This window comes from Bacteroides sp. AF25-5LB (assembly GCF_003602965.1).
Taxonomy (GTDB): Bacteria; Bacteroidota; Bacteroidia; order Bacteroidales; family Bacteroidaceae; genus Bacteroides; species Bacteroides uniformis.
This window is the reverse complement of sequence record NZ_QTMC01000001.1, coordinates 401136-415476: the sequence shown is the minus strand read 5'-3', so window position 1 is coordinate 415476 and position 14341 is coordinate 401136. Positions and strand designations below refer to the sequence as shown.

Below are 14341 nucleotides of genomic sequence, written 5' to 3'. Positions count from 1 at the left end.
GATTCCCTGATGAGCAATACCTTTAATAAGGTGGAGTCCTACCGGGAAATGAATAGCAGCAGCAACGGCATGTATTCTTTTAGCTCGTTGCGCAGAAATTCCAATGTTTTTTGTTTATAGCGGTTGACTGACTTCACACTAAGGTTCAGCTCTTCCGCTATTTCTGTATGCGTTTTTCCCTTGAAGAAGCTCTCGATGAAGACAATGCGGTAGCTCTCGGGAAGCTTGTTCAGGGTACCGTACAGCATCCGGTACATTTCGTCTAAGGTATATACACTGTCCGGTTCCGTTTCGTAGACAGGGGTTTTCTTTTTGACGACTTCCGCATAATTCCATTCATATTCCTGATGCTTCAGGTAGTTCAGGCAATTGTTCCTCACGCACATCTTGAGGTAACCCAATATCGTTTTCGGGTCTATCTCGAAGTTGTCCATGTTGTTCCATAGGGAGGCGAATACTTCGGAAACAATGTCTTCGCGAGTCTCTTTATTGTCAACAAAACGCTTGGCATACAAGCAGAAGGGGGCATAGTACTCCTCGTAGAGCTGCTTGAATACTTGTTTCTTGCTTTGTTCATTAAGAGATAGTTTCATAATATATCTACAGTATTTCGAAGGCAAATATACAATAAGAAAGTCAAATAAAAGGTTCTTTTTGAAATTTAAAAGAACAAAGCTGTGGCAATAGGCAAGTAGTATTTTGTTATTAAGGACCCAATTGAAAAAACTTTGTTTTAGCTGTCCCTTTTTGATTTCCCGATTGTATTATCTATGTAATTGCAATTATAAATAGGTTATAAGGTTTAGAGATTATGGAAAAATTAGATTCGGATTTATTGTTTCGGAAAGCACAAGCATTGGGAGATGATATCCGGGAAATGGAATCAATTGATGTGGCCAAAGCTTTTGAACGGACACAGCAGTTGATAAGGAAAAAGCGGGGTAGGCAGATGTATGATAGCTTGATGCGCTATGCCGCATTCTTGACGTTACCTTTGCTGATGATTTCGCTGACGTTGGGCTACTTATATTTCAGTGGACCGGAAGCGGTAGACTGCTACGCCGAAGTCACGGCTGCCAAAGGTTCGGTCATCCGTTATGAGCTTCCTGACCATTCGGTGGCGTGGCTCAATGCGGGAAGTACCTTGCGTTATCCCATAGTTTTCAGGAAAGACAATCGGAGCGTGGAACTGAAAGGGGAAGCGTATTTTGAAGTGCAGGCCGACAAGAAACGTCCTTTTTATGTGAACACACTGGATGGATTGAGTGTATATGTATACGGAACGAAGTTCAACGTGGCTGCCTACGAGGATGAAGAACTTATTGGTACGGTGTTGGAGAAAGGTAAGGTAAATGTGGTAACCCCCAATCAGGAGACAATGGAATTGTTACCCGGAGAGCAGTTGCTTTACAATCGGAACAGTCGGAAATGGATTAAAAATAAAGTGGATGTCTACGAGAAGGTGGCTTGGAAAGACGGAAAGCTGATTTTCAGGAATGCGACGTTGGAAGAGATATTCAAAAGGCTTTCAAGGCATTTCAATGTGGATATTGAGTTTGACAATAGGTTGGGAAAGGAATACAAGTACCGGGCGACTTTCCACAAAGAGACCTTGCAGCAGATTTTGGATTATCTGGCAAAGTCGGCAGCCTTGAAGTGGAGGGTGGAAGATGCTGCGCAGCAGGCAGACGATACCCTTACGAAGGCTAGGATTATAGTAAACTTATATTAGTAACCCTTAAAACCATAAAGAGCCTATGATATAGCATAAGAAGAGCAAAAACAAAAAAGGAAGAAAACTGTCCCCACAGCTTTCTTCCCTACTCATTAAAAAACTCACGGATTTTGGTTTAGCAGACAAGAAGCCGTGAATCAAACCTTAGTTCATTTAGTAATAAACTTTAGTTAACCGCAAATGTATGAAAAATAATCATTCATTTAGTGCAGTATGCCTTAAATATACCTTAAAATTAAAACTTCCTTTACCTATGAGGATAAGTCTAATACTACTTTTTGCTGTTGTATTACAGCTTCCTGCCAGTAACGGGTACGCCCAGCGGACGCGAGGCTCCTTTTCTATGTCGAGTGTTTCCATAGAAAATGTATTGAATAAGATAGAGGAGAACTCCGACTATGTGTTCCTCTATAATAACAAGACGATTCAGGCAGACCGCATTGTTTCGGTAAACAGCCGGTCGGGAAAGATAACAGAGATCCTGGATGACATGTTTCGTGGAACAAATGTCACTTATACATTGGTAGACAATCAGATAATCTTGTCCACGAAACAGATAAAGCAACAAGAACCCAAAATCAAGGTGGACGGCGTGGTCAAGGATGCTACCGGCGAACCGCTGATTGGCGTCAACGTGAAGGTGAAGAATACCATTGCCGGTACCATTACTGATTTGGACGGCAAGTTCAACTTGGCGGTAAACAAGGGGGACGTTCTCGAAATCTCTTATGTGGGATATACTACTAAGGAAATCAAGATAATAGACGATCGAATCCTGAATGTGCTGTTGGAAGAAGATTCGCAGAAGCTGAACGAGGTAGTGGTCACTGCCCTGGGTATCAAGCGTGCCGAGAAAGCGTTGAGCTACAACGTGCAGCAGGTGAAACAAGACGAGCTGGTCCGTGTGAAGGATGCTAACTTCGTGAACTCGCTGAGCGGAAAGATTGCCGGTGTAAGCATCAACAAGAGTGCTAGCGGCGTGGGAGGAGCTACCCGCGTGGTGATGCGTGGAGCCAAGTCCATCGAGGGCGACAACAATGCACTCTACGTGGTGGACGGTATCCCTTTGTTCAACACCAATATGGGGAATACGGACAGCGGTATCATGGGTGAGGGCAAGGCCGGAACGGAAGGTATTGCTGACTTCAACCCCGAAGACATCGAAAGCCTCTCCGTGTTGAGCGGCCCTTCGGCAGCCGCCTTGTACGGTAGCAGCGCCGCCAACGGGGTGATTCTGATTACTACCAAAAAGGGCAAGGAAGGAAAACTTTCCGTCCAGTTCTCTTCTTCCACGGAGTTTAGCAAAGCCTACATGACACCGGAGTTCCAGAGCACCTACGGCAATAAAAAGGACATGTACGAAAGCTGGGGAGAAAAGCTGGCTACCCCTTCTGCCTACGATCCGAAGGACGACTTCTTCAATACCGGAACCAACTTCATCAACTCGTTGACATTGACCACGGGCACCAAGCAGAACCAGACGTTCGCGTCCGTATCATCCACCAACTCGGCCGGTATTGTGCCCAATAACTCTTACGACCGTCTGAACTTCACTATCCGCAACACTGCCACCTTCTTCAAGGATAAACTGCAACTCGACCTGGGCGCGTCGTATGTGAAGCAGAAAGACCGCAACATGGTGTCGCAAGGACAGTACTGGAATCCGGTGATGGCTGCCTACCTCTTCCCGCGGGGAGAAAACTTTGAAGACATCAAGACTTTTGAACGTTATGATGACAGCCGTAAGTTTCCCGTACAATACTGGCCGGTGTCCGAACCTACCTACGCTTCGCAGAACCCTTACTGGACTGCCTACCGCAATGTGGCTACCAACGAGAAGAGCCGCTACATGTTCAACGTGGGGCTGACCTACAAGATTACCGACTGGCTGAACGCCGCCGCACGCTTCCGCATGGACGATACGCATGTGCTCTTCGAACGCAAGATTTACGCCACTTCCGACCAGAAGTTTGCCGAGGGAAAGAAAGGACATTATGGCTACAGCAACTATAACGACCGCCAAGAATACGCCGACTTCATGCTGAATGTCAACAAGCATATCCGGGACTTCAGCATTGCTGCTAACTTGGGCTGGAGCTATTCTAACTATTGGCTATTGGAGAGAGGATATAAAGGAACATTGAGCCTGGTACCCAATAAATTCGTGGCAGTCAACATCGACCCGGCCAATGGACGTGTCTCCGAAAAGGGCGGTGATAGCCGCGTGCGCAACCATGCCGTCTTTGCCAATGTGGAATTAGGCTGGAAGAGTATGCTTTACTTGACGCTGACCGGACGTAACGACTGGAACTCCCGTCTGGTGAACACCGACGAAGAGTCCTTCTTCTATCCTTCCGTAGGTTTGTCGGCCATCATTTCCGAAATGGTAGATTTGCCCCGGTTCATTTCTTACTTGAAGGTACGTGGTTCCTTTACCGAAGTGGGCGCTCCAATTTCCCGTTCCGGTCTGACTCCCGGTACGGTGACAACTCCCATTGACGGCGGTACGGTGAAGCCTACCTATATCTATCCGTTTACCGACTTCAAGGCAGAGCGTACCCGTTCGTATGAATTCGGTTTAAGTTTGCGTTTGTGGAACAAGTTGAGTGCAGAAGTCACTTACTACCATTCCAATACCAAGAACCAGACTTTCTTGGGTAACTTGCCTGAATTTACCGGTTACAAGCAGATTTACTTGCAGGCCGGTAATGTGGAGAACCGCGGATGGGAAGCCTCTTTGGGTTACAATGACAAGCTGAAGAACGGACTGGCATTCTCCTCCACATTGACATTTTCGCGTAACGTCAACAGAATTAAAGAAATGGTGGATGGTTACCATACTGATTTGTTGGACGATCCCATCCAGATTTCTGAAGTTGTGAAAGATGGCGGACGTATCATTTTGAGGAAAGGTGGCAGCATTCACGACATTTACGCCAATACCTTCTTGAAGAAAGATCATCAGGGTTATGTAGAGATAAAGAGTGACGGTACGTTTGAACTGGATAATAGCGGTAAGCCCGTCTATTTGGGCAAGACTTCCCCCGACTTCAATATGGGATGGAACAACTCCTTGTCGTACAAAGGACTCGGACTCAGCTTCCTGCTCAACGGACGTTTCGGAGGTGTGGTTACCTCCTCTACCGAAGCATTGCTCGACCGTTTCGGCGTGTCGAAGCGTTCGGCCGAGGCACGTGACAATGGCGGTGCATTATTGCCGGGACAGGGCAGGGTAGATGCAAAGACCTACTACCAGATGATTGGTACAGGAGGTTACGAGACCTCCGGCTACTATGTCTACAGCGCTACCAACATCCGTTTGCAGGAGTTGACACTCAGCTACACCATGCCCAACCGCTGGTTTGGCAACGTACTGAAGGACGTGACGGTTTCCTTCATTGCCAACAATCCCTGGATGTTGTACTGCGAGGCTCCGTTCGACCCCGAACTGACTCCCTCTACCGCCACCTACGGACAAGGCAACGATTACTTTATGCAGCCAAGTGTGCGTAGCTTTGGCTTTGGTATTAAATTCAAATTATAACAGACCGACTTTTAATATGAAAAAGATAAATCAATATAAGCTTTTAGCGGGAATATATGCCCTAGCATTGTTGGCATCCTGCGATTACGAGGAAATCAATACCAATTGGGCTGAAATGAACGAGAAGGAAGAAGCCATGGACGGTGTTGCCGTCGGAGGATTGGTGACAACGATGGAGCAGACCGTCTTCCCGGTAGGGACACAAGCCGACGATACGGACATCATCAACATGTACCAGACCGACTATCATCTGTCTGCCGACTGCTGGAGTGGATTCTTCTCACAAAACAACTCTTGGAACGGTGGTAACAACAATACCAGTTATTATTTGATTGACGGATGGATTAAGGGTACTTATGCACGTTCTTATACCAATGCACTCGACCCGTGGAAAAAATTGAAAGCCGCTTCTGAAAAGAACGACACTCCCGAAGTCTTTGCCTTGGCACAAGTATTGAAGATTTCGGCTTGGCACAAGGCGTTGGAGAGTTTCGGGCCGATGCCTTATTCACATGCAGCCGATGCTACGATGAACATTCCTTTCGACTTGGAGAAGGACATATATGCTGCCATGTTCAAAGACTTGGCCGATGCTGTGGAGGTTTTGACCAAGAAAGCGGATGCCGGGGTGACCATTATGGAAGATTATGATGCGGTTTATGCGGGTGACTCTAGGAAATGGGTGAAGTATGCCAATTCGCTGATGCTTCGTCTGGCGATGCGCGTACGTTTTGCCGATACCGAACTGGCAAAGCGGTATGCGGCTTTGGCCGTGAAACACTCCATCGGAGTGATGACCTCCAAAGACGAAGAGGCGCAGATGAGTTCGGGTGCGGGCATCACTTTCCGCAACAACATCGAGTGGTTGGCCGAGCAGTACAATGAATCGCGCATGGGGTCGTCCATGTTCTCTTACCTGATGGGTTACGAAGACCCACGTCTGAGCGCTTACTTCAAACCGGTGGATGACAAATGTACTTTGGGACAGTTGGCATTCGATGGCAAGAAATATCAAGCCATTCCTGCCGGGCATCTTTACGGGCAGAACGATGTCTATACGACATTCTCAAAGCCGAATATCAAAGGTGACACTCCGACCTATTGGATGCGTGCTTCCGAAGTCTATTTCTTACGTGCTGAAGCTGCTTTGGTGTGGGGAGGTGAATTCGGTAATGCCGACGAACTCTACAAGCAAGGTATTGGGATGTCGTTCCAGGAAAACGGGGTGACAGCTTCGGTCGATGATTACATGAACTCCGGCAATGTACCAATCAAGCATGAGTTCGGTGGTTCTTACTCTTGCAGTTTTTCCGCCCCTCGTGCCGTTACAGTCAAGTTTGAAGGCAGCCGGGAAGAAAAATTGGAGAAGATTATTATCCAGAAGTGGCTTGCGCTCTTTCCCAACGGTCAAGAGGCTTGGACGGAGTGGAGAAGAACTGGCTATCCCGACTTGAATCCGGTGATGGCAAACAGAGGTTCGTTCCAAGGAGCCACCATTGAAAAAGGAGTGCGCCGAATGATTTATCCGACCAGTTTCCATCAGACAACGGAGGACGAGGCCAACTATCAGGTCATCCTGAAGTTGCTCAATAATGGGAAGGGTGGTGAAGACAAATCTTCTACCCGTCTGTGGTGGGATTGCAAGTGATAAACGATGTCTTACGTTAGAAATAAGAAAAATATGAAAAAATTGAAGAAACTATTATATATTGTTCCGTTGCTTGGTTTGATGGCTACTGCCTGCACGGATATTGAGAGCATTGAGATAGATCATATCGGTGGTAACAATACCAAAGATGACGTGGAGAGCGAAGCGTACTATGCCGACTTGCGCGCGTATAAAGAAACCGCCAAGAATTATGGCCGCCCCGTTGCGTTCGGCTGGTTTTCCAACTGGGCGCCGACGGGAGCCATGCGGAGGGGGTATCTCACTTCTGTGCCCGATAGTATGGATATCATATCTATGTGGAGCGGTGCCCCAGGACGTTATGAAATCACTGAGGCGCAGAAGAAAGACAAGGAGTTTGTGCAAAAAGTGAAAGGCATCAGGTTATTGGAAGTCTGCCTGCTTTCACACTTGGGCAAAGGGCGCACCCCTACTTCGGTATACGATGAAGTGGAAAAAAAAGCCATAGAAGAGGGTTGGAGCGAAGCTAAGCTGACAGAAGAAAGAAAGTTTGCTCGCTGGGACTTCTGGGGGTTTACTTCGCATGACTTGAACAACAAGGAAGAGCTGGAACGGGCTCTTTCCAAATTTGCCAAAGCCATCTGTGACTCGTTGGTGACCGGCGAGTGGGACGGATATGATATCGACTGGGAACCGGGTAACGGTTTCAATGATTCCGACGGTACTATCGGCAGCCGTAACATCGGTTTCGTGGTGAAAGAGTTGGGCAAATACATCGGTCCTAAGAGCGACCCGGAGAACAAAGGGCATAAACTGCTATGCATCGACGGGCATATCAATGATTTCTTGCCTGAGATAGAAGATTATGTGGATTACTGGATAGCTCAGGCGTATGGGCAAGCTTCTCCTTATTTGCATTCGCCTGGCAATATCAATGAGAAACTCATTGTCACGGAGAACTTCGAATCGTTTGCTTCCAATGGAGGGCAATTGTTGAAACAGGCCGCCTGGATGCCGGAAGAAGGGTATAAAGGCGGTGTGGGAGCTTATCGCTTTGATAATGACTATGACAATGCACCCGATTATAAATGGATGCGTCAAGCCATACAGATTAATCAGCGTGTGTTCAACGAATGGAAAGAAAGCAAAGGAAAAAATAAGTAGTGAATCAAATTTTAGAATATGAAAGATATGAATAAATATTTGTTGAAATATATGGTGTTTTGCTTCATAGCCATGCTGTCGGTCAGTTGCAATGATAGCGAAAGTGATTTGCTGGAACCTAAGGTCTATTTTGAAGAAAGGGAGTACCGGATAGAGGTGGAAGAGGGCGAAGCGATGACCCATGAGTTGCGGGCACGTGTGTCATCCTTGTGTGCTTCGCAGGTAGAGGTGTCTTATGAAGTGGCCGATACTTCTGTAATTGAGGCTTATAACAAAAAGTATGGAACGGAATATGAGATGTTCGATGCTACTGCCGTAGATTTGGGAAATGCTGTTGCCACTGTTCCTTCCGGAGAGGTGTATGCCGGATCGGTATCGGTGAAATTTTCTAAGTTGGATAAGGTGGAAGAAGGTAAGTCTTATCTGCTTCCGGTGCGTGTACGGTCTGCTTCTCTACCGGTTTCCCAAGGGGGAGATGTGGTTTATTTTATCCTCCACAAGCCCGTGCGGATTATGAAGGTGGCTCGTGTGTATAACAATTATGTGAGGATACCTTTGCTTCCCGGTACCCAATTCACATCCGTTACTTACGAAGCATTGATTTATATTGATTTCTTTGGAAACAACAATACTGTTATGGGATGCGAGGGAACTCTGATTTTCCGTATCGGTGATGCACCTTTGCTGGAGAAAGACCATTTGCAGATTGCAGGCAAATCGGAATACAGCGTTTCTCAGGCTTTGGGAACCGGGAAATGGTATCACGTGGCGTTCACTTACAATCAGCCTACCGGCAAGACTGCCATCTTCATCAATGGAGAAAAAGCTTCCGAAGCGGTTTGGGATATTCCGAGCTTCGATTTCGGTAAGGGCGACTTCTTTATCGGTAAGGTGGCCGGATTCATGTGGGGCGAACGTCCGTTCTATGGTCGCATGAGCGAAGTCAGACTTTGGAATGTGTCGCGCACGGAGAGTCAAATCAAGGAAAACATGATTACGGTTGACCCGAAATCGGAAGGCCTTGCTGCTTATTATAAGTTGAACGGAACCGACCAGTTCCAAGACGGAGAGACGTGGAAAGTGAAAGATGCTTCCGGTCATGGAATGGACGGATTGGTGAATGGAGGCGATAAAGCCCTCGGCATCGTGGAATTGGATGAACCGATAACTATTAAATAGCAGGATTCCGGTTTGGATATGAATGCAAGTTCTTGCAACTACCAATTACAAGAACTTGCATTCTTTCTTTTACCGACATGTCTTTATTCTTTATCCTTCTATTCTGCTAATTAAAATTAAAAAATAATCTGCAGTATTAGTGTTTTTGCCGAGTGAATTGTTTTATTAACCAATAAAAGGCAAAAGAATGTGTCTCAATGAACTTAAATTTAGGATGAAAAACATGAAATCTATTGCATGGCAAGCCGGATGTCTCTTGTGGTTGGGCATGGCGGTATGCAACTGTACTCCGGCTTCTTCAGGGGAAGACTATGCATCTTACGTAAATCCGTTTATCGGTACGGGGGGGCACGGACATACCTATCCGGGCGCAGTGGTACCCAACGGGATGATTCAGCCGAGCCCCGACACGCGCATCTTTCAGTGGGATGCTTGTTCCGGTTATTACTATGCCGATTCCACCATTAACGGATTCTCGCACACGCACCTCAGTGGAACGGGTTGCGGTGATTATGGCGATGTGCTGCTGATGCCCACCGTGGGCCGTCAGGACTATCATGCGATGGGGAAGAAGAGCCAGCAAATGGCATACGCCTCGCCTTTCTCGCACGGGCGGGAGAAGGCAGAACCGGGATATTATTCCGTATTCCTCAACCGTTATGGCGTACAAGCCGAGTTGACCTCTACCAAGCGCGCCGCCATTCATCGCTACACGTTTCCCAAGTCTGGGAAAGCAGGATTTATCCTTGACCTTGACTACAGCCTCCAGCGTCAGAAGAATGAAGAGATGAAGCTGGAAGTCATCAGTGATACAGAAATCCGCGGACATAAGAAAACCGTTTACTGGGCTTTCGATCAATACATAAACTTCTATGCCAAGTTCTCCAAACCGTTTACTTATACAATGGTGACCGATTCCATGGCATTGGATGAAGGGGAACCGCTGCTGCCCACCGCCAAGGTGCTATTGCAATTCCAGACGGAGAAGGATGAGCAGGTGATGGTGAAGGTGGGTGTTTCAGCTGTGGATATGGACGGTGCCCGCCGGAATGTGGAAGCGGAGATACCCGGATGGGATTTTGACGGAGTGCGTCGGGCAGCCCGCCAATCATGGAATGAATACCTTGCCAAGATAGATATCGAGACGGAGGATGAAGACCAGCGTACCATGTTCTATACGGCGCTTTATCATACGGGTATGCAGCCCAATCTGTTTACCGATGCCGACGGGCGTTATTTTGGCATGGATTTGAAAGTGCATCAGGGTAGCGTGGAAGAGCCCGTCTATACCATTTTCTCTTTGTGGGACACGTTCCGTGCCTACCACCCGTTGATGACGATTATCAATCCGGATTTGAACCAAGCCTTCATCCGCTCGCTCATCCAGAAGGAGCGCGAAGGCGGTGTATTTCCCATGTGGGAATTGGCGGGCAACTATACGGGCACGATGATAGGCTATCATGCTGCCTCCCTTGTGGCAGATGCCTATATGAAGGGCTATCGCGACTTTGATGTACAGAAGGCATACCGCGCTTGCCTGCGTGTGGCGGAGTATGACACTACTGGTATTATCACCCATCCTTTGGTATTGCCTCATTTGATGCCGCAGGCCAAATATTGGAAGAACAAGGTCGGTTACGTGCCTTGCGACAAGGATAATGAAGCAGTAGCTAAGGCCTTGGAGTATGCCTACGATGACTGGTGCATCTCTGTGCTGGCCGGTGAGTTGGGCGACACGCTGAACCAACGGAAGTATGCTGATTTCAGCAAGGGCTATCAGAACTATTTCGATCCAGTTACCCGTTTTATGCGTGGACTGGATAGCAAAGGCAATTGGCGTACGCCGTTCAATCCCCGCTCTTCCAACCATCGCAGTGATGACTATTGTGAGGGGACTGCCTGGCAATGGACCTGGTTTGTTCCTCACGATGTGGAGGGACTGGTGGAACTGATGGGAGGCCGTGAAGCTTTTATCGGTAAGTTGGACTCGCTGTTCGTGGCCGATTCTTCACTGGAAGGTGAACTAGTGTCTGCCGACATTTCCGGCCTGATAGGGCAGTATGCCCATGGTAATGAGCCGAGTCACCATATCATTCACTTCTACAACTATGTGGGCCAACCCTGGCGCACGCAGGAGTTGGTGGACGAGGTACTGCAGACGCTTTATTTCAACAATCCGAACGGGCTTTCGGGTAATGAAGACTGTGGGCAGATGTCGGCATGGTATGTACTGAATGCCATGGGCTTCTACCAAGTTTGCCCAGGCCGTCCGCTCTATTCCATCGGTCGCCCGTTGTTCGACAAGGCGACAGTGAACCTTAAGGATGGAAAGAAATTCACGGTGGTGGCCACGGACAACAGTCGTACGAACAAGTATGTTCAGAAGATGTTGTTGAACGGCGAGGAATTGGTACGCCCGTTCTTTACGCATCAGGACATAACGGACGGTGGCACTTTGGAGTTGATAATGGGCGACAAGCCGGTAAAGACAAACAATTGATAACGTGCGATTAGTTATGAATCACAATAATTACCGTAACCCGGTTTCCTGGGTGCCTTCCGTTTATTTTGCCATGGGGCTGCCTTTCATTGCAGTCAACCTGGTCTCTACGTTCATGTTTAAGGATTTGGGCATATCCGACACGCAGATTGCCTTCTGGACTTCTATCATCATGATGCCCTGGACGTTGAAGTTCCTTTGGAGTCCGTTCCTGGAGATGTACCGCACAAAGAAGTTCTTTGTGGTTATCACCCAGTTGTTGAGCGGATTGCTGTTCGGACTGGTGGCTTTTTCGTTGAAGTTCGATTACTTTTTTGCCATTAGTATTTCGACAATGGCAGTCATCGCTTTCAGCGGAGCCACGCACGATATAGCCTGCGATGGCGTGTATATGGCGGAACTGTCACCTGCCGACCAAGCCAAGTACATCGGTGTGCAGGGGGCTTTCTACAACATCGCCAAATTGGTGGCGAACGGCGGACTGGTGGCGATGGCGGGTATGCTGGCCCAGAGTTTCGGGGCGATGGAAGGCCGTTCTATGCAGGAGAACATGTCTGCTTATAAGGAAGCGTGGATGATTATCTTTATCGTCATTGCCGTGTTGCTGTTGCTGTTGGGGGGGTATCATTCACGGATGTTGCCGTGCACGCAGAAGCGGCAGGACGCCAAGCGTTCGGGCGCGGAGGTGATGCGGGAACTGTGGGCGGTGATAAGGAATTTCTTCACAAAGCGCCACATCTTCTATTACATTTGCTTCATTATCCTCTACCGCTTTGCTGAAGGGCTTGTGATGAAGATTGCACCGCTCTTCTTGCGCTCCTCGCGTGAGGTGGGGGGATTGGGGCTTTCGCTTACTGAAATCGGTACGTTGAACGGTGTCTTCGGTTCAGCGGCTTTTGTGCTGGGATCCTTGTTGGCAGGCATCTACGTGTCGAAGCGCGGGCTGAAGAAGACGCTGTTTTCGCTCTGCATCGTGTTCAACTTTCCGTTCGTGGCCTACACGCTACTCGCCATTTATCAACCGGAGAACCTTTATCTGATAGGTGCGGGCATCGTGGCGGAGTATTTCGGTTACGGCTTCGGCTTCGTGGGGCTGACGTTGTTCATGATGCAGCAGATTGCTCCCGGCAAGCATCAGATGTCACACTACGCCTTTGCTTCCGGCATCATGAATTTGGGAGTGATGCTTCCGGGGATGATGAGTGGTTTCTTTAGTGATTTGTTGGGGTACGAGAAGTTCTTCACTTACGTGCTGTTGGCCGCCGTACCGTCGTTGCTGATAACATACTTCATTCCCTTTACGCATGACGATGAGGTGAAGTAAGCTTTGCAGCATGAATGAGACTTGTTGCATAAAAAACTATTGAATAAAAGAATATAATCTGTGCCCATCTGTGTAATCTGTGGTGCAAAGATAAAAATCCAAAATATTATGAACAATAAATTTACTTCAATCCCTTGGGAAGAGCGTCCGGCAGATTGTGCGGACGTGATGTGGCGTTATTCGCAGAATCCCGTTATCGGACGTTACCATATTCCGACGTCCAACAGTATCTTCAATAGTGCAGTGGTGCCTTTTGGCGACGGATTTGCCGGTGTGTTCCGTTGTGACAACCGGGCGGTGCAGATGAATATTTTTGCCGGTTTCAGCAAGGACGGCATCCACTGGGAAATAGAGCATGAGCCAATCAAGTTCAAGGCCGGGAATACGGACATGATAGAGTCCGAATATAAATACGACCCGCGCGTGACATGGATTGAGGATCGCTACTGGATTACGTGGTGCAACGGCTACTACGGTCCCACCATCGGTATCGGCTATACTTTCGATTTCAAGGAGTTCTTCCAGTGCGAGAATGCTTTCTTGCCTTTCAATCGCAACGGTGTATTGTTGCCTCAGAGGTTCGATGGCAAATATGCACTCTTGAGCCGTCCCAGCGACAGTGGCCATACACCTTTTGGCGACATCTACATCAGCTTCAGCCCCGACATGAAGTTTTGGGGCGAACACCGCCATGTGATGGCTCCCACACCTTTCCCCGAAAGTGCCTGGCAATGCACCAAGATAGGGGCGGGTTCGGTACCGTTCCTCACGGACGAAGGTTGGCTGATGTTCTATCACGGCGTGATAACCACTTGCAACGGTTTCCGTTACTCCATGGGGGCGGCTATTCTGGATAAGGACAATCCTGCCAAGTTGCTCTACCGCACCCGTGAGTATCTGCTTGCGCCTGCTGCTCCATACGAACTGGCAGGCGATGTACCCAATGTGGTGTTCCCTTGCGCAGCATTGCAGGATGGAGAACGTGTAGCTGTATACTACGGTGCAGCCGATACGGTAGTGGGGCTTGCCTTTGGCTATATCCACGAGATTCTGGAGTTCACGAAGCGCACAAGTATTTTGTAAGCACCAAGCAGTTGGCAGGCGCTTGGTATTGCTGAAAAAAACGTCTGCCGTAACTGTCTTATACTTAGTGAAATATCACTGCAAAGATACTGCATGCTTTTTGCAGTGATACTGCAGAGCCGTTGCAGCGCCACTGCAAAGCTGATGCAGCGTTACTGCAAAGCTGTTGCAGCGCTACTGCAAAG

General features: G+C 48.1%; 9 protein-coding genes. 8 read left to right on the top strand and 1 reads right to left on the bottom strand.

The features are described 5' to 3' along the window. Positions 1-38 precede the first annotated feature (38 nt). Positions 39-593 carry an RNA polymerase sigma-70 factor gene (locus DWY57_RS01730; RefSeq protein ID WP_117588972.1) on the bottom strand — a complete coding sequence of 185 codons (555 nt, stop codon included), beginning with the start codon at positions 591-593 and terminating at the stop codon, positions 39-41. A gap of 218 nt (positions 594-811) precedes the next feature. On the opposite strand from DWY57_RS01730, the gene DWY57_RS01725 reads away from it, so the two are divergent. The 8 genes from DWY57_RS01725 (at position 812) to DWY57_RS01690 (ending at position 14156) form a co-directional block, all read left to right on the top strand. Then, positions 812-1732 carry a FecR family protein gene (locus DWY57_RS01725; RefSeq protein ID WP_117588973.1) on the top strand — a complete coding sequence of 307 codons (921 nt, stop codon included), beginning with the start codon at positions 812-814 and terminating at the stop codon, positions 1730-1732. A 256-nt stretch (positions 1733-1988) separates the two neighbouring features. Continuing rightward, a complete protein-coding gene (locus tag DWY57_RS01720; protein ID WP_226791310.1) occupies positions 1989-5279 on the top strand; it encodes a TonB-dependent receptor in 3291 nt (1096 codons plus the stop codon). A 16-nt stretch (positions 5280-5295) separates the two neighbouring features. Beyond that, entirely contained in the window at positions 5296-6927 is a 1632-nt protein-coding gene (locus tag DWY57_RS01715) for a SusD/RagB family nutrient-binding outer membrane lipoprotein (protein ID WP_119961243.1), read from the top strand. Between the two features lie 33 nt (positions 6928-6960). After that, positions 6961-8070, top strand: coding sequence for a glycoside hydrolase family 18 (locus DWY57_RS01710; protein WP_117601153.1), 1110 nt, complete (start codon positions 6961-6963; stop codon positions 8068-8070). 27 nt (positions 8071-8097) lie between these two features. Next, on the top strand, positions 8098-9249 hold the full coding sequence (locus tag DWY57_RS01705; protein WP_117588989.1) for a DUF1735 and LamG domain-containing protein: 1152 nt from the start codon (positions 8098-8100) through the stop codon (positions 9247-9249). Between the two features lie 214 nt (positions 9250-9463). Further along, positions 9464-11749, top strand: coding sequence for a GH92 family glycosyl hydrolase (locus tag DWY57_RS01700; protein ID WP_171030415.1), 2286 nt, complete (start codon positions 9464-9466; stop codon positions 11747-11749). 16 nt (positions 11750-11765) lie between these two features. Next, positions 11766-13073: an MFS transporter gene (locus tag DWY57_RS01695; RefSeq protein ID WP_117588977.1), complete on the top strand. Its 1308-nt coding sequence runs from the start codon at positions 11766-11768 to the stop codon at positions 13071-13073. A gap of 108 nt (positions 13074-13181) precedes the next feature. Beyond that, complete coding sequence (locus DWY57_RS01690) at positions 13182-14156, top strand: glycoside hydrolase family 130 protein (RefSeq protein WP_119961242.1); 975 nt, start codon at positions 13182-13184, stop codon at positions 14154-14156. Positions 14157-14341 lie beyond the last annotated feature (185 nt).